The sequence below is a fragment of the Pseudomonas sp. JS3066 genome (assembly GCF_036328175.1).
In the GTDB taxonomy this organism is placed as follows: Bacteria; Pseudomonadota; Gammaproteobacteria; order Pseudomonadales; family Pseudomonadaceae; genus Metapseudomonas.
In genome coordinates this window covers 3,532,956-3,550,482 of sequence record NZ_CP143312.1, presented here as the reverse complement: position 1 = coordinate 3,550,482, position 17,527 = coordinate 3,532,956, and the positions used below count along the sequence as shown (strand labels likewise).

Below are 17,527 nucleotides of genomic sequence, written 5' to 3'. Positions count from 1 at the left end.
ATTGAAATCGCCCCTACAGAAGCACTCCAGCCGAGCGGTCAGCCGTTGAAACCCAGGCGTTCCTTCCAGCGCTTTTCCAGCGCCTTGGTTTCGTGGTCGAGCGGGTGGAATCCGGGGCGGTAGTAATCCAGATAGGGCTTGATCATCTTCGGGAAGTAACCGTTGCGCGGGCCGAGAAGCGTCTTCAGGCCACGGGCCCAGCTGCGCCAGTTGAACAGCTGGCCATCCTTGCGCATCAGGTGGACCTGGAAGGTCATGATCACGCCGAAGAACAGAAGCGTGGTCAGCACCATTGTGCCGGTGCGGATCAGGTAGCCGCCGCCAATTGCGTTGTAGGCGTCGTAGCAGACCGCCTTGTGTTCGTTTTCCTCGATCGCGTGCCACATCCACAGCTTGTACATCTTCGGGTCGTCCATCTGGGTGTTGATGTCTTCCCGGCGCAGCAGTTGCTCGGCCATGGTGGCGGTGAAGTGTTCCAGCGCGCATGTGGCGGCCAGGCGCTGCTTCCTGGTGGTGATGCGAGTGACCCACTCCAGCAGTACCTTGATGCGAAGTTCCAGGCGCTCCAGATCGATGCCGTGCTCGGCGGCGTAGTCGTTGTAGGTCGCGTGCTCCTTGGAGTGCATGGCTTCCTGGCCGATGAAGGCGCTGATGTCCTTCTGCAGCTGGGGGTCACTGACCTGGTCGCGCACGGCGCGGACGCTGTCGACGAAGAATTTTTCGCCGTACGGGAAGAGCGAGGAGAGGTTGTTCATGAAGTGCGTCATGAAGGGATCGCCACTCCACCAGTACTTCTGGGTCGACGCAAAGCTGAAGTCCATGCGGCGGACAGGAAAGTTGGCCTTGGGCAGGGGGGCGCTGACGCTGGCTGTCATGCGGGAATCCTCTCGGGCTCGGCGAGCCGTCCATTCGTTGTTATCGGCGGGCACGTCAACCGTGCCATCAGTCGATGTAACTATTGAGGATCGAGCGAGGAGGCGCGAGGGGCTGGGCGCCAACTTTCGGCGGGTGATTGCGGCGTGGCGTGGGGTGAGGAGTAACGCCAGCCGGAAGCGATGTAACCCGCAGCGGCTGGCTGTGCTTCGGTTGGGGCCCGCTGGCGCAGGCCCGCAAGTCCGATCAGCGTTCGTCGAGGGCGAAGGCGGTTAGGGCGAAGGTGGGGATGCCGGCGTCGGCGAGGCGTTCGGAGCCTCCCAGCTCGGGCAGGTCGATGATGGCAGCGGCCTCGAACACGCTGGCGCCCATGCGCCGTACCAGGCGGGTGGCGGCCAGCAGGGTACCGCCGGTGGCGATCAGGTCATCGAAAATCAGTACCCTGTCGCCGTCGCACAGGCTGTCGCTATGCACTTCGAGGAAGGCTTCGCCGTATTCGGTCTGGTAGGGCTCGGAAAGCACGTCGGCCGGAAGTTTGCCTTGCTTGCGGAAGAGCACCAGGGGCTTATTGAGTTCGTAGGCGATGATCGAGCCGATCAGGAAACCACGAGCGTCCATCGCACCGATGTGGCTGAAGTCGGCTTCGACGTAGCGCTGGATGAAGCTGTCGGCCACCAGGCGCAGGGCGCGGGGGGACTGGAACAGCGGTGTGATGTCGCGGAACACGACGCCGGGCTTGGGGAAGTCCTCAACAGGGCGGATCAGTGTCTTGATGGAGAAGTCGTCGAAGATCATCGTGGATGCCTGATGGGAAGGGCGGGTGGAACAGGCGGGGCCGTCAGATTGGCGGGCCCGCAACAATCAGCTTTCGATGGTCCCGCCAGCCATGGCGCAGAGTTCGATTGGGTCGAGGATATGCACTTCCTTGCCCTCGGCAGCGATCAGGTTGGCCTGCTGGAATCGGGTGAAGACCCGGGAAACGGTTTCGACCGCCAGCCCCAGGTAGTTGCCGATTTCGTTGCGCGACATGGCCAGGCGGAACTGATTGGCGGAGAAACCACGGGCGCGGAAGCGGGCCGAAAGGTTGACCAGGAAGGTGGCGATGCGCTCATCGGCTGTCTTCTTGGAAAGCAGCAGCATCATCTGTTGGTCGTCGCGGATTTCACGGCTCATCACACGCATCAATTGGCGGCGCAACTGCGGCAACTGGACCGAGAGCTCATCGAGGCGCTCGAAGGGAATTTCGCACACGGAGGTGGTTTCCAGTGCCTGGGCGGAAACCGGGTAAAGCTCGGTATCCATGCCAGAGAGGCCAACCAGTTCGCTGGGCAGGTGGAAACCGGTGATCTGTTCTTCGCCGGTGTCGGTCACGGTGAAGGTCTTGAGCGCACCGGAGCGCACGGCGAAGACTGAACCGAAGGCATCGCCTTGGCGGAAAAGGAGCTCACCTTTCTTCAGGGGACGGCCGCGCTTGACGATTTCGTCCAGCGAATCCATGTCCTCCATGTTGAGCGACAGCGGCAGGCAGAGTGCGGCCAAGCTGCAATCCTTGCAATGGGCCTGGGGGAGGTTGCGCACCTTGATGATCTCGGACATGAGCTATTCCTTGCAGAGCAAACACACATAGCGCGTAAGGTTAACGCAGGGTCCTGGCAACGGCCAGAAAAAGCCTGCCTGACTCTCAGTTCAAGATTGATCGATAACGGCCGATATCTGGGCTGAGTTTCAGGCAAGGAGCGGCCTTATGTTGCGCTTTGATACCAATGGCCCGGTGTATCGGGTAGCTGACGCAGTGCGGCGACAGGTCGCACGTGAGGACGACGCCCCCGTTGACCAGAATGCCGTGCGCCAGGGGATCCGCGTCAGTCTTTCCGATCTGGGCAAGACGCGTGCGGCACAGAAAAACGACGACATCGATCAGAGCAGTCTGCCCGATGGCATCAAGGAGCTGTTGAAGTTGATCCGCGCGCTAAAGGCGCAGATTGCCGAGCGGCAGGCTGAACTGGAGGCAATAGCAGCCGACCAGAGCCTGGACGAGGAAGCCCGTTTGCAGCGCCTGGAAGCGTTGCGCGGCGAACTGGCTTCACTGCAAGGCGCGCTCAGCAGTGCCAACCTCAATCTCGCCAAAGCGATTCGCGAAGCCGGGCTCAGCGATGAGCAATCGCTCGAAGTCGGCAAGCTGCTGAGCGCATGAGTCGGCTCAGATCACCCGTGAGAAACGCTGCTGGTTGTGGTCGGCCAGGTAGTGGTCGAAGAGCATGCACAGGGAACGTACCAGGAGACGACCGGCAGGCAGTACGTCGATTCGGCTGTCAGTGAGGTCGATCAGACGATCCTGGTGCATTTGCTGAAGTTGCGGCCAGATATTGGCGAAATAGCCGCGGAACTCAATATTGAAACGGGTTTCGATGCTGGCGAAATCCAGTTCGAATTCACAGATCAGTTGTTGAATCACCGCCCGTCGGATGCGGTCATCCTCGTCGCACAGCAAACCGCGATTGGTTGCGAGCAGATTCCGCTCCAGTTCGCCCTGGTACTCGTTGAGTTGCACCGCGTTCTGGCAGTAGAGGTCGCCAATCTGGCTGATGGCGGAAACGCCGAGACCAATCAGGTCGCAATGACCGTGGGTGGTATAGCCTTGGAAATTTCGCTGCAGGCGGCCGTCTTCCTGGGCGATGGCCAGTTCATCGTCAGGCAGGGCGAAGTGGTCCATGCCGATATAACGATACCCGGCGGCGCTCAGTTGCTCGACGCTACGCTGGAGCATTTCCAGCTTCTGTCCGGGGCTGGGAAGGTCTTCACCGCGAATCCGCCGCTGTGGCATGAAGCGATCTGGCAAGTGGGCGTAATTGAACACCGAGAGCCGGTCCGGTTGCAGGGCGATCACTTCGTTCACGGTGCGGGCAAAGCTCTCCGGGGTCTGCTTGGGTAGGCCATAGATCAGGTCCAGATTCAGCGAACGGTACTGCAAGGTGCGCGCGGCTTCGACTATGGCACGGGTCTCATCGAGGCTTTGCAGGCGGTTGACAGCGCGTTGCACTGCTGGCTCGAGGTCCTGTACGCCGAGGCTGACGCGGTTGAACCCCAGGTCGCGGAGAAGGCCCATGGTGGACCAGTCGGCCTCGCGAGGGTCGATCTCGATGCCGTAGTCGCCGGAGTCGTCGTCCAGCAGATTGAAGTGCTTGTGTAGATGGCCCATGAGCCGTCGCAGTTCATCATGACTCAGGAAGGTGGGGGTGCCGCCACCAAAGTGCAGCTGCTCGACTTTCTGTTGCGGATCGAGGTGGCAGGCGATGAGTTCGATTTCCCGCTCCAGGTGCTCCAGGTAGGGCAGGGCGCGGCCGCGGTCCTTGGTGATGACCTTGTTGCAGGCGCAGTAGTAGCAGATGTTCGCGCAGAACGGCACGTGTACGTACAGCGATAGCGGACGGCGGGCTTTGCGGCTGTCGCGCAGGGCGTGGAGCAGGTCGAATGACCCCACCTTGTGGTTGAACTGAACGGCGGTGGGGTAGGAGGTGTAGCGGGGGCCTGGAGTGTCGTAGCGGCGGATCAGGTCCGCGTCCCAGCAAATATTGTCGAGCATACGGGAATCCCCGGTTCGGCTGTCTGTGCCAGGGAGTCTATGGGGCCGCCATCAGGGCGACCTTGATTTGCATCAAGCCGTCTAAGGGCTGTGGGTGCCGTGCTGGTGCTCGTTGCTGCCATGGGCTCCGTGTCCCATCAGCCAGGCCTGGTGCGGGCCGGGAAGGGTCCAGAGGCCGAAGAGGATCACCAGCACGCCGCCGGCGACGCGAACCCCACGCTTGCGCAGCAGGGTCGTCACGCGTTCGGCGGCAAGACCGGTGGCGATCAGCACCGGAAGGGTACCGACCCCGAAAGCGAGCATCAGCAAGGTGCTGTCCACAGCAGACCCCTGGCTGGCGGACCAGAGCAGGGTGCTGTAGACAAGGCCGCACGGCAGCCAGCCCCAGAGTCCGCCCAGCAGCAGGGCGCGAGGCAGGCTGGACACCGGCAGCAGCTTGCGCGCCACAGGCTGGATATGGCGCCAGAGCCCTTGCCCCAAGGCCTCGATGCGGGTCAGGCCGCTCCACCAACCGGCCAGGTAGAGACCCATGCAGATCAGCAGCAGCGCGGCCACGACTCGCAGGGCCATGGCTGCCGGACTGCTGGCGACGGCCCAGCCGGCCAAGCCGATGAGCAAACCGGCAAAGGCGTAGCTGAGGATGCGCCCAAGGTTGTAGGCCAGCAGCAGGCGCAGCCGGCGGGCGCGCTGTTCAGGAGGAATGGCCAGTGTCAGCGCGCCCATCAGGCCGCCGCACATGCCGAGGCAATGGCCGCCGCCGAGCAGACCGAGTATGAGCGCGGAAAGCAGCAGGGGAGCGAGTTCAGCCACGGGGATTGTCCTGCTCGTCCTCTTTGTCTTTCTCGCTGCCCTCGGCTTCGGCAACGCCGGCCTTGTGCTTGGGGTCCTCGTCATCGAAGAGGATGCTGTGGGCCGGGCCGTCGAGGTCGTCGTACTGGCCACTGTCCACGGCCCAGAAGAACAGCCAGATGGCGAAACCGACCAGGCCGATGGCGACCGGGATCAGTATGTAAAGCGCTGGCATCAGGGGCTCCGATTGAAGATTCGTGGGTCAGGTGCGGGCCAGGCGCAGGGCGTTGACCACCACCAGCAGCGAGCTGATCGACATGCCGAAGGCAGCCCAGAGAGGGGTGATCCAGCCGAGGGCGGCGAAGGGCAGCACCAGACCATTGTACAAGGTCGCCCAGGCCAGGTTTTCAATGATGATGCGGCGTGTCCGCCGAGCCAGGGTGAACGCCTGGACAAGACTGTCTAGTCGGTTGGAAAGCAGCACGGCATCCGCGCTGGTCTTGGCCAGGTCGGTAGCGCTGCCCATGGCGACGCTGATATCCGCTCCAGCCAGGACCGGTACGTCGTTGACTCCGTCACCCAGCATCAGCACCTTGTGGCCGTGTTCATGGAGTTGGCGCAGCACTTCAAGCTTGGCATCCGGAGTCAGGCCGCCACGGGCATCTTCGATGCCCAGCTGGCGAGCGATGCCGTGCACCATGGGTGAACTGTCGCCGGACAGCAGCAGGAGTTTCCAGCCACGTTCGCGGCAGGCATCCAGCAGGGCAGGGGCGTCTTCCCGCAGACGATCGTCAAGGACGAACCAGGCCAGCGGCCCCTGTTCATCACCCAGCAATAGCCACTGCCCCTGGTTGCCGGGAATGTCGGGTGCCGCCGTGCGGCTGAGCTCAGCGACGAAACCGGGCTGACCGATGCGCAGTTGTCTATCGCCGACACGACCTTCCAGCCCGCGGCCGGGCACGCTTTCTACTTGAGCGGCTGCTTGCGGAGCACGGCCGAAAGCACGGGCAATGGGGTGTTCTGAACGGTTCTCGAGGGCCGCGGCCAGACTCAGGCAGGCATCGCGATCCAGGTCTCCCAGAGGGTGGATGGCGCTCAGGGTCAGGCGGCCTTCGGTCAGGGTGCCGGTCTTGTCGAATATCACCGTGTCGATCTGGTTCAGCCCCTCCAGCACGTGGCCACGGGTCAGAAGCAGGCCGAGCTTGTGCAGGCTGCCTGTCGCGGTAGTCAGAGCGGTCGGGGTGGCCAGGGCCAAGGCGCAGGGGCAGGTGGCTACCAGCAGGGAAAGCACAACCCAGAAGGCGCGATCCGGATCGATCTCCCACCATACGATACCGACAATAGCGGCAGCTGCGAGCACGATCAGCAGGAACCACTGGGCAACCTTGTCGGCTACTTCGGCCAGGCGCGGCTTGTCCGCCTGGGCGCGTTCCAGCAGACGGACTATGGCTGAGAGACGGGTATCGTCGCCCAGCGCTTGGACTTCGATGGTGAGCGGACCTTCGACGTTCAGGGTGCCGGCGGTTACCGCATCGCCTTCGCCGCGTGGATGGGGCAGGTATTCACCAGTTAGCAGGGACTCGTCGACGCTCGACTGACCGGACAGGATCTGGCCATCGGCTGGCAGCAGGGCGCCCGGGGGGACCAGCACGCGATCACCGGTCTTCAGTTCGCTGAGCAGGATGCGCTCGCTATGTCCTGTCTCGTCCAGACGCAGGCAGGAGGCTGGCAACAGGTTGACCAGTTGCGCGGTGGCCGCAGCGGTGCGCTCCCGAGCGCGGCGCTCCAGGTAGCGGCCTGCCAGCAGGAACAGGGCGAACATTCCCACGGCATCGAAGTACAACTCTCCGATGCCGGTCACCGTGGACCAGATGCCCGCAACGTAGGCACCGCCGATGGCCAGTGAGACGGAAACGTCCATGGTCAGGTGGCGAGTGCGCAGATCGCGCAGGGCTCCGCGGAAGAACTGGCCGCAGCAATAGAAGACGATTGGCGTGGTCAGGAACAGGCTGACCCAGCGCAGGATGGTATCCAGCTCGGGTGAGAGGTCGATATTGAATTCCGGCCAGGTCGCCATAGCGGCCATCATCACCTGCATCCAGAGCAGGCCGGCGACACCGAGCTGGCGCATGGCGCGCCGGTTCTCGCTGGCGAGGTGTACGGCGGCTTCGTCGGCCTTGTAGGGGTGACCGGCGTAACCAATCTTGCGCAGCTCTTTCAGCAACTGGCTCAGTGGCAGTTGGCTGTCGGACCAACGCACTTGCAGGCGATGGTTGGACAGGTTGAGGTTGGCCTCGGCAACGCCCGGTAGAGCCTTCAGGTGTTTTTCGATCAACCAGCCACAGGCGGCGCAACTGATACCTTCGATCAGCAGGCAGGTCTCGCTCAGTTCGCCCTGGTGCTGCACGAAGGGCTGTTGCACTTCGGCACGGTCGTAGAGGGCCAGCTCGTCAGGTAGCTCGCGGGGCAGGGCGTCGGGATTGGGGGCAGTTTCGCTGCGGTGGCGGTAGTAGTTCTCCAGGCCGCCGGCGACGATGGCTTCGGCCACCGCCTGGCATCCCGGGCAACACATGGCCCGCGTCTCTCCCAGCACGCGGGCCTCGAAACGGCTGCCGGCCGGAACCGGCAAACCACAGTGGTAGCAGGGAAGCGGTGCGCTCATGCGCTTATTCGCCGAGGCGGATAACGCTGCCCTTGTCGAGGGTTTCTTCCTCGAACAGACGCCAGTCCTGGCCCTGCTCCTGGCCGATCAGTTCGACGAAGCGACGGCCGTTGACCGGATCCTGAAGATGGCCGCGGTATTGGCCGTCGGCCTGGGGCTGTAGCACGACGCGGCGATCTTTCTCCGGCTGGGTAGGGGAGAGCAGGCTCAGTACCAGTTGTTGCGGACGGCTTTCGCCCACGAGTTGCAGTGCGACTTCGCCGCTGCCTTCGTCGATTTTCAGGCTGGCTTGCATGCCAAGCTGCGTGGCCAGGTTCTCACGCTCCAGCGAGGTGTTGATACCCTTGCCGACTTCGTAATAGTTGTCAGCGACCAGGCTCGGCGGGTTACGTGTGGCAATCACCAGCATGGTGGTGCCTAGGACCACCGATGTGCCGAGGATGGCGAGGATGAACCACGGCCAAGGCTGTTTGTACCAGGGGCTGGGAGTGTCGGACTGCATGGGTCTTCCGTTTGCTAGCGGACGCTTGGGCCGATGAAGCGGCTGTCTGCGTCGGTCTTGATACTGGGGTCATCCGCGCTGTGGACGCGGAAGAGGATCTTGTTGGTGCTGGACGGCAGCTGGTCGGGCTCGATGGACAGTTCCACCGGTACCGAGAGCACTTCGCCGGCGTCGGCGCGGACTTCGCGCTTGCCTTCGTAAACCAGTCCATCGAGGCCTTCGGCATCAATGACGAAGGTCTGATCGACCTGTGCCTTGTTCATGATCTTCAGGGTGTAGACGTTCTCGATGCGCCCCTGCTCGTTCTCGCGGAACAACACGCGGTCCTTGATTACGTCCAGTTCAACCAGGGAGCGGATGGCTACGGCGTAGGCAAAAAGGCCGATCATGGCAACGAGGGCGATAGCGTAACCGATCAGACGTGGGCGCATCAGATGGGTTTTCTGGCCATTCAGGTTGTGCTCAGTCGTGTAGCTGATCAGCCCTTTCGGGTAGTTCATCTTTTCCATGATGCTGTCACAGGCGTCGATGCAGGCGGCACAGCCGATGCACTCGATCTGCAGTCCATCACGGATGTCGATACCAGTGGGGCAGACCTGAACGCACATGGTGCAGTCGATGCAGTCACCCAGGCCCTGGGCCTTGTAGTCGAGGCCCTTCTTGCGTGGGCCACGAGACTCGCCACGGCGCGGATCGTAGGAAACGATCAGGGTGTCCTTGTCGAACATCACGCTCTGGAAGCGTGCGTAGGGGCACATGTAGATGCACACCTGTTCGCGCAGCCAGCCAGCGTTGCCGTAGGTGGCGAAGGTGAAGAACGCGATCCAGAAGTAGGCCCAGCCGCTGGCAGAGCCGGTGAAGAAGTCGATAACCAGGTCGCGGATGGGGGTGAAGTAGCCGACGAAGGTCAAGCCGGTGGCGAAGCCGATCAGCAACCAGAGGCCGTGCTTGGCTGACTTGCGCAGAAGCTTCTGGCCGCTCATGGAGGCCTTGTCGAGCCTCATGCGCTGGTTACGGTCACCCTCGGTGACTTTCTCGCACCACATGAAGATCCAAGTCCAGACACTCTGGGGGCAGGTGTAGCCGCACCAGACGCGTCCAGCGAAGACGGTAATGAAGAACAGGCCGAAGGCACAGATGATCAACAGCCAGGAGAGAAGGACGAAGTCCTGTGGCCAGAAAGTGGCGCCGAAGATGTAGAACTTGCGCTCGGGCAGGTTCCACCAGACAGCCTGGCGGTCGTTCCAGCTGAGCCAGACGGTACCGAAGTAGAGCAGGAAGAGGAAGGCTCCGCCGGTCATCCGAAGGTTGCGGAACAGGCCAGTGAAGGCTCGGGTGTAGATCTTTTCGCGGCTGGCGTACAGGTCGGTGGTTTCACCGCCCTTGGCCGGGGGAGGGGTGACGTTCTTGACGGGAATCTGTTCGCTCATCGTTCTCATACCACGGCGGTTGTCGGCGCCCTGACCAGTACATGGCCGGTCGGAGTCTTTCTGCCCGCTATATATGGTACGCCTGATAGCGGCCTGCCATGTGCGACAGTGCGTCGCGCATGGCAGGCGAGGGTATTACTTGGTTTCAGCTTCTGCAGCAGGTTTCTGCGACAGGCTGTACACGTAGGCAGCCAGCAGGTGCACCTTGTCGTTACCGAGGATTTGCTCCTGGGCCGGCATGGTGCCTTGGCGACCATAGCGGATGGTCTGTTGCAGCTGGGCGTAGCTGCTGCCGTAGATGAAGGCGCCCGGGTGGGTCAGGTTCGGAGCGCCCATCGCCGGGGTGCCTTTGCCTTCCGGACCGTGGCAGGCCACACAGTTGGCAGCGTAGATGGCTTTACCGGCTTCCGGATCAGCCTTCACGTCCTTCGGCAGATCGCGACCGTGCAGGGTCACGCGCAGGAAGGCAGCAACGTCGCGTACGCCCTGGTCGCCGACGACTTCACCCCAGGCCGGCATCACGCCGTGGCGGCCACCCATGATGGTGGTCTTGATGGTGGCGGCTTCGCCACCCCAGCGCCAGTCTTGGTCGGTGAGGTTCGGGAAACCGTAGGCGCCCTTGGCGTCGGAGCCATGGCACACGGAGCAGTAGGACGCGAACATGCGGCCGCCCATTTTCAGGGCTTTCGGGTCCTGGGCCACTTCCTCGATCGGCATGGCAGCGTACTTGGCGAAGATCGGACCGTATTCCTTATCGGCCTTGTCCATCTCCTTTTCCCACTGGTGAACGCCAGTCCAGCCGGTCTGGCCGTTGGCGAAAGGCTTGCCGTCGGTTACTTCGTTGTAACCGGGGAAGATGCCTTTCCAGTTGCCCATGCCCGGGTACATGACCAGGTAGCCGACGGCGAAGATCAGGGTGCCGACGAACAGCATGAACCACCACTTGGGCAGCGGGTTGTCATATTCCTCGATGCCGTCGAAAGCATGGCCGACGGTTTCTTCGGTGCTTTCCTGGCGCTGGCCACGACGGGTGGCGAAGATCAGCCAGGTCAGCGCTACCAGCGTGGCGCTGGTGAGCAGGGTTACATACCAACTCCAGAACGAAGTCATTCTTTGTTACTCCTAGAATCTTGCTCGTCGCGCTCGGAGGATTTGGGCGGCTCATCCGCGAAGGGCAGGTTGGCAGCTTCGTCGAAGCTGCTTTTGCGCTTGCTGCTGTAGGCCCAGAGCACGACGCCGATGAAGGCGACGAAGACAACGAAGGTACCTATGCCGCGGAGAGTCCCGATATCCATCTTGCGTTACCGTTTGTTCTTGATAGAGGTGCCCAGGCCTTGCAGGAACGCGACCAGCGCGTCCATCTCGGTCTTGCCTTTGACTGCCGCCTTGGCGCCGGCGATGTCTTCGTCGGTGTAGGGCACGCCCAGCTTGCGCAGAGCTTCCATCTTGTCAGCGGTGTGCTTGCCGTCGAGCTTGTTCTCAACCAGCCAGGGGTAGGCGGGCATCTTCGATTCCGGCACTACGTTGCGCGGGTTGTACAGGTGCGCACGTTGCCAGTCATCGGAGTAGCGGCCGCCAACGCGTGCCAGGTCCGGGCCGGTACGCTTGGAGCCCCACAGGAAGGGGTGATCCCAGACGCTTTCGCCAGCGACGGAGTAGTGGCCGTACCGCTCGGTTTCGGCACGGAACGGACGGACCATCTGCGAGTGGCAGCCAACGCAACCTTCGCGGATGTAGATGTCACGGCCTTCAAGTTCCAGCGCTGTGCGCGGCTTCATGCCTTCCACAGGAGTGTTGGTGACGTCCTGGAAGAACAGCGGCACGATCTGCACGAGGCCGCCAATGCTCACGGCAATGACCATGAACAGGGCCAGCAGGCCGATGTTCTTCTCAACTAATTCGTGTTGCTTCATTAGTGAGCTCCTTGCGGGATCTGCGCAGCGGCGTCGTATTCAGCCGGCTTCGCAGCACGTACGGTGCGATAGGTGTTGTAGGCCATCAGCAGCATGCCGGCTACGAAGAAGGCGCCGCCGATCATGCGCACCAGGTAACCCGGGTGGCTGGCTTCCAGCGCTTCGACGAAGGAGTAGGTGAGGGTGCCGTCTTCGTTGACCGCACGCCACATCAGACCCTGGGTGATGCCGTTGACCCACATGGAGGCGATGTACAGAACGGTACCGATGGTAGCCAGCCAGAAGTGGGCGTTGATCAGGCCAACACTGTGCATCTGCTCGCGGGCGAACACCTTCGGAATCAGGTGGTACAGCGAACCGATGGAGATCATCGCTACCCAGCCGAGGGCGCCGGCGTGTACGTGGCCGATGGTCCAGTCGGTGTAGTGGGAAAGGGCGTTGACGGTCTTGATGGCCATCATCGGGCCTTCGAAGGTGGACATGCCGTAGAAGGCCAGGGATACCACCAGGAAGCGCAGGATGGGGTCGGAACGCAGCTTATGCCAGGCGCCGGACAGGCTCATCATGCCGTTGATCATGCCACCCCAGCTCGGGGCCAGCAGGATCAGGGACATGGCCATGCCCAGGGACTGGGCCCAGTCCGGCAGGGCGGTGTAGTGCAGGTGGTGCGGACCAGCCCAGATGTACAGGGTGATCAGCGCCCAGAAGTGCACGATGGACAGGCGGTAGGAGTAGATCGGACGCTCCGCCTGCTTCGGTACGAAGTAATACATCATCCCCAGGAAGCCGGTGGTGAGGAAGAAGCCCACGGCGTTATGGCCGTACCACCACTGGATCATGGCGTCGGTCGCGCCGGCGTACATGGAGTACGACTTGAAGGCGTAGACCGGCATTTCCATGCTGTTGACGATGTGCAGCATGGCGGTAACCAGGATGAAAGCGCCGAAGAACCAGTTGCCCACGTAGATGTGCTTGGTCTTGCGCTTGATGATGGTTCCGAAGAAGACGACGCAGTAGGTGATCCAGACGATACCCAGGAGGATGTCGATCGGCCACTCCAGTTCAGCGTATTCCTTGGATGAGGTGTAACCCAGCGGCAGGGTGATGACTGCCAGCACAATCACGGCTTGCCAGCCCCAGAAGGTGAAGGCGGCCAGACTATCGGATACCAGACGGGTCTGGCAGGTGCGCTGCACCACATAGTAGGAGGTGGCGAAGAGTGCGCATCCGCCGAAGGCGAAGATCACCGCGTTGGTATGCAGGGGACGCAGGCGGCCGAACGAAGTCCAGGGAAGGTTCAGGTTGAGTTCCGGCCACACGAGTTGTGCGGCGATGAACACGCCTAGACCCATCCCTATGACCCCCCAGATCACCGTCATAATGGCGAACTGGCGGACCACCTTATAGTTATAAGCAGTCTGACTGATTGCTGTGCTCATGCTAGGGGTTCCACGGTTAATGGAGTTTTTTGGGGACAAAAAATCGGCGGCAAGTATGGAGAAAGAGGGTAGCCATTGCAACGACACAAGCCGACACAATCCGGGCTGAGAGGCCCACTGGACAAGGATTTGCGGCTGTGCTGGCGACTCTTTTCGACTTGCCGTCGACGCCAGGGGTGTTGCGTGGCTGGAGGGATCGCCTTGGAGTTGTGACAAGTAGCGACTGAAAAGCAGCTTAGTCGATGTCAAATGGGCGAGGGTGCTACTGGTCGGAGAGGTGCGACACTGGGTCGCACTATATAAAGGAAGGGGTGGACACTTCCCTGTGTCCCAGGTACCCGGCTCAGGGTGCCTTTTTGCGCGGCATGCAGTTCGGCCTTGCGGCCTGGCTGCCAGGTTGGAGCGGCGCTTCCTTGCACCACCCCAGCTTTCCTATTACTTGATCGCTAACTCCTGGTCCTTTCGGGACAGGCTGTAGATGTAAGCAGCGAGTACATGGACCTTGTCCTGGCCCAGGTACTCTTGCTGTGCGGGCATCTGGCCATTGCGGCCGTGGCGAATGGTCTGTTGCAGTTGGGCGAGGCTCGAGCCGTAGATCCAGCCGGCCGGGTGAGTCAGGTCAGGCGCCCCCATGGCTTCAGTGCCCTTGCCTTCGGCGCCATGACAGGCAACGCAGGTACTCGCGAAGAGTGCCTTGCCGGCTTCCGGGTCAGCCTTGGTGCCTTCCGGCAGATTCAAGCCTGCCAGGTCCTGTCGCACATAGGCAGCGACGTTCTTCACGCCTTCGTCACCCAGCACTTCGCCCCAGGCCGGCATGGCAGCGATGCGACCATGGAGAATGGTCGTTTTGATGGTTTCCGCTTCGCCTCCCCAGCGCCAGTTGTTGTCGGCGAGGTTCGGGAAACCCATGGCGCCTTTGGCATCCGAGCCATGGCAGATCGAGCAGTAGGTGGCGAACAGGCGTCCGCCCATCTTCATCGCCTGCGGGTCCTGGGCTACTTCTTCGATGGACATGGCCGAGTAGCGGGCGAAGATCGGTCCGTACTGTTGTTCGGCCTTGTTCACTTCGCGCTGCCATTGGCCCTCCTGGGTCCAGCCTTCGGCGTAACCGGGGAACAGGCCTTTCCAGTTCCCCAGGCCCGGGTACATGACCAGGTAGCCGACGGCGAAGATCAGGGTGCCGACGAACAGCAGGAACCACCACTTGGGTAGAGGGTTGTCATATTCCTCGATGCCGTCGAAGGCGTGTCCCATGGTCTTATCGGTGGTGCCCTTGGACTCGCCCCTGCGGGTGGCGAAGATCAGCCAGAGCAGTGCCAGCAAGGTGAATATGGTGAGCAGGGAGATGTACCAGCTCCAGAAAGTGGTCATGCGCGATTGCTCCTAGAATCGTTCCGGTCATCGTCGGCGAAGGGCAGATTGGCAGCCTCGTCGAAGCTGGACTTGCGTTTCCCGCTGTAGGCCCAGCAGATCACTCCGAGGGTGGCGATCAGCACCAGCAGGGTGCCAAGGCCACGCAGGGTTCCGATGTCCATGGACTTACCTCTTGTTTTTCAGGCTGGTCCCCAGTACCTGCAGGTAGGCGACCAGGGCGTCCATTTCGGTCTTGCCCTTGACCGCAGCCTGGGCGCCCGCGACGTCTTCGTCGCTGTAGGGCACGCCGAGGGTCTGCATGGCGCGGACCTTGGCGGCCGTGTCTTTGCCGTCCAGGGTGTTCTCCACGAGCCAAGGGTAGGCGGGCATCTTCGATTCCGGCACTACGTTGCGCGGGTTGTACAGGTGGGCACGGTGCCAGTCGTCCGAGTAGCGGGCACCAACACGGGCCAGGTCCGGGCCGGTACGCTTGGAGCCCCACAGGAAGGGGTGATCCCAGACACTTTCGCCTGCAACGGAGTAGTGGCCGTACCGCTCGGTTTCGGCACGGAACGGACGGATCATCTGCGAGTGGCAGCCAACGCAGCCTTCGCGGATGTAGATGTCACGGCCTTCCAGTTGCAGGGCGGTGTAGGGCTTCATGCCTTCCACTGGTGTGTTGGTCACGTCCTGGAAGAACAGCGGCACGATCTGCACCAGGCCGCCGATGCTGACCGCCAGGATCATGAACAGCGCCAGGAGACCGACGTTCTTTTCGAGTTTCTCGTGCTGTTTCATCAATGGGCTCCTTGCGGGATCTGCGCAGCAGCGTCGTATTCGGCGGGCTCGGAGGCCTTCACGGTGCGCCAGGTGTTCCAGGCCATGAGGAACATGCCGCTAAAGAAGATGGCGCCGCCGATCACTCGTACCACGAAGCCGGGGTGGCTGGCTTCCAGCGCTTCGACGAAGGAGTAGGTGAGGGTGCCGTCTTCGTTGACCGCGCGCCACATCAAGCCCTGGGTGATGCCGTTGACCCACATGGAGGCGATGTACAGAACGGTACCGATGGTGGCCAACCAGAAATGGGCGTTGATCAGGCCGGTGCTGTACATCTGCTCGCGACCGAACACCTTCGGAATCAGGTGGTACAGCGAGCCGATGGACACCATTGCGACCCAGCCGAGGGCGCCGGCGTGTACGTGGCCGATGGTCCAGTCTGTGTAGTGGGACAGCGCGTTGACGGTCTTGATGGCCATCATCGGGCCTTCGAAGGTGGACATGCCGTAGAAGGCCAGGGATACCACCAGGAAGCGCAGGATGGGGTCGGAACGCAGCTTATGCCAGGCCCCGGAGAGGGTCATCATGCCGTTGATCATGCCGCCCCAGCTCGGGGCCAGCAGCACCAGGGACATCACCATGCCAAGGGACTGGGCCCAGTCCGGCAGGGCGGTGTAGTGCAGGTGGTGCGGACCAGCCCAGATGTAAACCGCGATCAGTGCCCAGAAGTGCACGATGGACAGGCGGTAGGAGTACACCGGGCGCTCGGCTTGCTTGGGCACGAAGTAATACATCATCCCCAGGAAGCCAGCGGTGAGGAAGAAGCCCACGGCGTTGTGGCCGTACCACCACTGGATCATGGCGTCGGTGGCTCCCGAGTAAAGCGAGTAGGACTTGGTCAGGGTGACCGGGATTTCGAGGTTGTTCACCAGGTGGAGGATGGCGACGGTGAGGATGAAGCCACCGAAGAACCAGTTGCCCACGTAGATGTGTTTGGTCTTGCGCTTCACCACGGTCCCGAAGAAGACGATGGCGTAGCTGACCCAGACAATGGTGATCAGAATGTCGATCGGCCATTCCAGCTCGGCGTATTCTTTCGAGCTGGTCCAGCCCATCGGCAGGCTGATCGCGGCCAGCACGATCACCAGTTGCCAGCCCCAGAAGGTGAAGGCGGCAAGCTTGTCGGAAATCAGGCGGGTCTGGCTGGTACGCTGAACGGCGTAGTAGCTGGTGGCGAATAGAGCGCATCCGCCAAATGCGAAGATCACTGCGTTGGTGTGCAGTGGGCGCAATCGGCCGAAGCTCGTCCAGGGAAGGTTGAAGTTTAGTTCCGGCCAGGCCAATTGTGCGGCAATGAGAACGCCGAGCCCCATCCCGACTATTCCCCAAACCACCGTCATGATGGCGAATTGGCGGACCACCTTGTAGTTATAGGCGGTACTGCTTGCTGTGCTCATTTTATGGGCTTCCGTCCACGGTTTTTGGATTGCGCGGCAAGCATGGTGAAAGCCCATTTGGAGGCTATTGATCTGGATCAATCGCCCATATTCGACGGAGAAGTCTGAATGCTTTTGTGGAACAGGCCTGAAGGCCCGGCTTCGCACACCTTGATCCTGGCCCATGGCGCCGGGGCCCCCATGGATAGCCCGTTCATGGATGACATGGCGCAAAGGCTTGCCGCGCGCGGTGTTGCAGTGGCCCGCTTCGAGTTTCCCTACATGGCCGCACGACGCGAAGATGGCCGTCGCCGACCACCGAATCCCCAGCCCCAGCTACTGAACTGCTGGCGGGAGGTTCACGCCCTCGTGCGACAGCAAGTCACAGGGCCCCTGGCCATAGGCGGCAAGTCCATGGGAGGGCGGATGGCCAGCCTGCTGGCCGATGAGCTGGGCGCTCCCGCGCTGGTCTGCCTGGGATATCCATTCCATGCCGTAGGCAAGGCGGACAAACCCCGTGTGGCCCATCTGGCTGACCTGAAAACTTCGACGCTGATCCTCCAGGGTGAGCGTGACCCCATGGGCGATCGTCTGACAGTGGCGGGGTACGGCCTGTCGGATGCCATTGGCATGCACTGGCTGGCAGCAGCGGACCACGACTTGAAGCCCCTCAAGGCGTCGGGCCTGACCCATGAGCAGCACCTGGACACGGCTGCAGATGCGGTCGCGGCCTTCCTGTCCGGGGTGTGCAAGCCCTGAAATGAAGAGGG

General features: G+C 61.9%; 19 protein-coding genes. 2 read left to right on the top strand and 17 right to left on the bottom strand.

From position 1 onward, the window contains the following. Nucleotides 1–38: 38 nt before the first annotated feature. The 3 genes from SA496_RS16835 to fnr all read right to left on the bottom strand — a co-directional run bounded on the left by SA496_RS16835 (nucleotide 39) and on the right by fnr (nucleotide 2,469). Nucleotides 39–875: a metal-dependent hydrolase gene (locus SA496_RS16835; RefSeq protein WP_330114165.1), complete on the bottom strand. Its 837-nt coding sequence runs from the start codon at nucleotides 873–875 to the stop codon at nucleotides 39–41. 244 nt (nucleotides 876–1,119) lie between these two features. Next, a complete protein-coding gene (locus SA496_RS16830; protein WP_330114164.1) occupies nucleotides 1,120–1,668 on the bottom strand; it encodes an adenine phosphoribosyltransferase in 549 nt (182 codons plus the stop codon). Between the two features lie 66 nt (nucleotides 1,669–1,734). Beyond that, complete coding sequence (gene fnr, locus SA496_RS16825) at nucleotides 1,735–2,469, bottom strand: fumarate/nitrate reduction transcriptional regulator Fnr (RefSeq protein ID WP_120650071.1); 735 nt, start codon at nucleotides 2,467–2,469, stop codon at nucleotides 1,735–1,737. Nucleotides 2,470–2,617: 148 nt separating this feature from the next. Between fnr and SA496_RS16820 the strand changes: the two genes are divergently transcribed. Then, entirely contained in the window at nucleotides 2,618–3,067 is a 450-nt protein-coding gene (locus tag SA496_RS16820; RefSeq protein WP_256660934.1) for a hypothetical protein, read from the top strand. 6 nt (nucleotides 3,068–3,073) lie between these two features. On the opposite strand, the gene hemN is transcribed toward SA496_RS16820, so the two are convergent. The 14 genes from hemN to ccoN (SA496_RS16750) all read right to left on the bottom strand — a co-directional run bounded on the left by hemN (nucleotide 3,074) and on the right by ccoN (SA496_RS16750) (nucleotide 16,778). Continuing rightward, nucleotides 3,074–4,456, bottom strand: a complete 1,383-nt coding sequence (gene hemN, locus SA496_RS16815) for an oxygen-independent coproporphyrinogen III oxidase (RefSeq protein WP_330114163.1) — start codon at nucleotides 4,454–4,456, stop codon at nucleotides 3,074–3,076. An 81-nt stretch (nucleotides 4,457–4,537) separates the two neighbouring features. After that, complete coding sequence (locus SA496_RS16810; protein ID WP_330114162.1) at nucleotides 4,538–5,266, bottom strand: sulfite exporter TauE/SafE family protein; 729 nt, start codon at nucleotides 5,264–5,266, stop codon at nucleotides 4,538–4,540. Next, the gene (gene ccoS, locus SA496_RS16805; protein ID WP_120650074.1) at nucleotides 5,259–5,480 is read right to left on the bottom strand and encodes a cbb3-type cytochrome oxidase assembly protein CcoS; all 222 of its coding nucleotides are present in this window, start codon (nucleotides 5,478–5,480) and stop codon (nucleotides 5,259–5,261) included. The genes SA496_RS16810 and ccoS overlap by 8 nt, the downstream gene beginning before the upstream one ends. A gap of 27 nt (nucleotides 5,481–5,507) precedes the next feature. After that, nucleotides 5,508–7,907: a heavy metal translocating P-type ATPase gene (locus SA496_RS16800; protein WP_330114161.1), complete on the bottom strand. Its 2,400-nt coding sequence runs from the start codon at nucleotides 7,905–7,907 to the stop codon at nucleotides 5,508–5,510. A gap of 4 nt (nucleotides 7,908–7,911) precedes the next feature. Beyond that, complete coding sequence (locus SA496_RS16795) at nucleotides 7,912–8,409, bottom strand: FixH family protein (protein ID WP_120650076.1); 498 nt, start codon at nucleotides 8,407–8,409, stop codon at nucleotides 7,912–7,914. 14 nt (nucleotides 8,410–8,423) lie between these two features. Then, nucleotides 8,424–9,839 carry a cytochrome c oxidase accessory protein CcoG gene (gene ccoG, locus SA496_RS16790; protein WP_120650077.1) on the bottom strand — a complete coding sequence of 472 codons (1,416 nt, stop codon included), beginning with the start codon at nucleotides 9,837–9,839 and terminating at the stop codon, nucleotides 8,424–8,426. 135 nt (nucleotides 9,840–9,974) lie between these two features. Next, a complete protein-coding gene (ccoP, locus tag SA496_RS16785; protein ID WP_153922551.1) occupies nucleotides 9,975–10,949 on the bottom strand; it encodes a cytochrome-c oxidase, cbb3-type subunit III in 975 nt (324 codons plus the stop codon). Beyond that, nucleotides 10,946–11,134, bottom strand: a complete 189-nt coding sequence (locus tag SA496_RS16780) for a cbb3-type cytochrome oxidase subunit 3 (protein WP_120650079.1) — start codon at nucleotides 11,132–11,134, stop codon at nucleotides 10,946–10,948. The genes ccoP (SA496_RS16785) and SA496_RS16780 overlap by 4 nt, the downstream gene beginning before the upstream one ends. A gap of 6 nt (nucleotides 11,135–11,140) precedes the next feature. After that, complete coding sequence (gene ccoO / locus SA496_RS16775; RefSeq protein ID WP_120650080.1) at nucleotides 11,141–11,752, bottom strand: cytochrome-c oxidase, cbb3-type subunit II; 612 nt, start codon at nucleotides 11,750–11,752, stop codon at nucleotides 11,141–11,143. Further along, nucleotides 11,752–13,191 (bottom strand): cytochrome-c oxidase, cbb3-type subunit I, encoded by a 1,440-nt coding sequence (gene ccoN / locus SA496_RS16770; RefSeq protein WP_120650081.1) that lies wholly within the window; start codon nucleotides 13,189–13,191, stop codon nucleotides 11,752–11,754. The genes ccoO (SA496_RS16775) and ccoN (SA496_RS16770) overlap by 1 nt, the downstream gene beginning before the upstream one ends. 435 nt (nucleotides 13,192–13,626) lie before the next feature. Continuing rightward, on the bottom strand, nucleotides 13,627–14,562 hold the full coding sequence (ccoP, locus tag SA496_RS16765; RefSeq protein WP_120650082.1) for a cytochrome-c oxidase, cbb3-type subunit III: 936 nt from the start codon (nucleotides 14,560–14,562) through the stop codon (nucleotides 13,627–13,629). Beyond that, a complete protein-coding gene (locus tag SA496_RS16760; RefSeq protein ID WP_153922549.1) occupies nucleotides 14,559–14,726 on the bottom strand; it encodes a cbb3-type cytochrome oxidase subunit 3 in 168 nt (55 codons plus the stop codon). Before SA496_RS16760 ends, ccoP (SA496_RS16765) begins: the two co-directional genes overlap by 4 nt. A 4-nt stretch (nucleotides 14,727–14,730) precedes the next feature. Beyond that, nucleotides 14,731–15,342 carry a cytochrome-c oxidase, cbb3-type subunit II gene (gene ccoO, locus SA496_RS16755; RefSeq protein WP_280358000.1) on the bottom strand — a complete coding sequence of 204 codons (612 nt, stop codon included), beginning with the start codon at nucleotides 15,340–15,342 and terminating at the stop codon, nucleotides 14,731–14,733. After that, complete coding sequence (ccoN, locus tag SA496_RS16750; RefSeq protein WP_120650085.1) at nucleotides 15,342–16,778, bottom strand: cytochrome-c oxidase, cbb3-type subunit I; 1,437 nt, start codon at nucleotides 16,776–16,778, stop codon at nucleotides 15,342–15,344. Before ccoN (SA496_RS16750) ends, ccoO (SA496_RS16755) begins: the two co-directional genes overlap by 1 nt. Before the next feature lie 108 nt (nucleotides 16,779–16,886). On the opposite strand from ccoN (SA496_RS16750), the gene SA496_RS16745 reads away from it, so the two are divergent. Continuing rightward, entirely contained in the window at nucleotides 16,887–17,516 is a 630-nt protein-coding gene (locus SA496_RS16745; RefSeq protein ID WP_120650086.1) for an alpha/beta family hydrolase, read from the top strand. The last annotated feature ends 11 nt before the right edge of the window (nucleotides 17,517–17,527 follow it).

Excerpts from the sequence above, each read along its gene's own strand:
- SA496_RS16835 (WP_330114165.1), bottom strand. The coding sequence starts at position 875 with ATGACAGCCAGCGTCAGCGCCCCCCTGCCCAAGGCCAACTTTCCTGTC.
- SA496_RS16830 (WP_330114164.1), bottom strand. The coding sequence starts at position 1,668 with ATGATCTTCGACGACTTCTCCATCAAGACACTGATCCGCCCTGTTGAG.
- fnr (WP_120650071.1), bottom strand. The coding sequence starts at position 2,469 with ATGTCCGAGATCATCAAGGTGCGCAACCTCCCCCAGGCCCATTGCAAG.
- SA496_RS16820 (WP_256660934.1), top strand. The coding sequence starts at position 2,618 with ATGTTGCGCTTTGATACCAATGGCCCGGTGTATCGGGTAGCTGACGCA.
- hemN (WP_330114163.1), bottom strand. The coding sequence starts at position 4,456 with ATGCTCGACAATATTTGCTGGGACGCGGACCTGATCCGCCGCTACGAC.
- ccoS (WP_120650074.1), bottom strand. The coding sequence starts at position 5,480 with ATGCCAGCGCTTTACATACTGATCCCGGTCGCCATCGGCCTGGTCGGT.
- SA496_RS16800 (WP_330114161.1), bottom strand. The coding sequence starts at position 7,907 with ATGAGCGCACCGCTTCCCTGCTACCACTGTGGTTTGCCGGTTCCGGCC.
- SA496_RS16795 (WP_120650076.1), bottom strand. The coding sequence starts at position 8,409 with ATGCAGTCCGACACTCCCAGCCCCTGGTACAAACAGCCTTGGCCGTGG.
- ccoG (WP_120650077.1), bottom strand. The coding sequence starts at position 9,839 with ATGAGCGAACAGATTCCCGTCAAGAACGTCACCCCTCCCCCGGCCAAG.
- ccoP (WP_153922551.1), bottom strand. The coding sequence starts at position 10,949 with ATGACTTCGTTCTGGAGTTGGTATGTAACCCTGCTCACCAGCGCCACG.
- SA496_RS16780 (WP_120650079.1), bottom strand. The coding sequence starts at position 11,134 with ATGGATATCGGGACTCTCCGCGGCATAGGTACCTTCGTTGTCTTCGTC.
- ccoO (WP_120650080.1), bottom strand. The coding sequence starts at position 11,752 with ATGAAGCAACACGAATTAGTTGAGAAGAACATCGGCCTGCTGGCCCTG.
- ccoN (WP_120650081.1), bottom strand. The coding sequence starts at position 13,191 with ATGAGCACAGCAATCAGTCAGACTGCTTATAACTATAAGGTGGTCCGC.
- ccoP (WP_120650082.1), bottom strand. The coding sequence starts at position 14,562 with ATGACCACTTTCTGGAGCTGGTACATCTCCCTGCTCACCATATTCACC.
- SA496_RS16760 (WP_153922549.1), bottom strand. The coding sequence starts at position 14,726 with ATGGACATCGGAACCCTGCGTGGCCTTGGCACCCTGCTGGTGCTGATC.
- ccoO (WP_280358000.1), bottom strand. The coding sequence starts at position 15,342 with ATGAAACAGCACGAGAAACTCGAAAAGAACGTCGGTCTCCTGGCGCTG.
- ccoN (WP_120650085.1), bottom strand. The coding sequence starts at position 16,778 with ATGAGCACAGCAAGCAGTACCGCCTATAACTACAAGGTGGTCCGCCAA.
- SA496_RS16745 (WP_120650086.1), top strand. The coding sequence starts at position 16,887 with ATGCTTTTGTGGAACAGGCCTGAAGGCCCGGCTTCGCACACCTTGATC.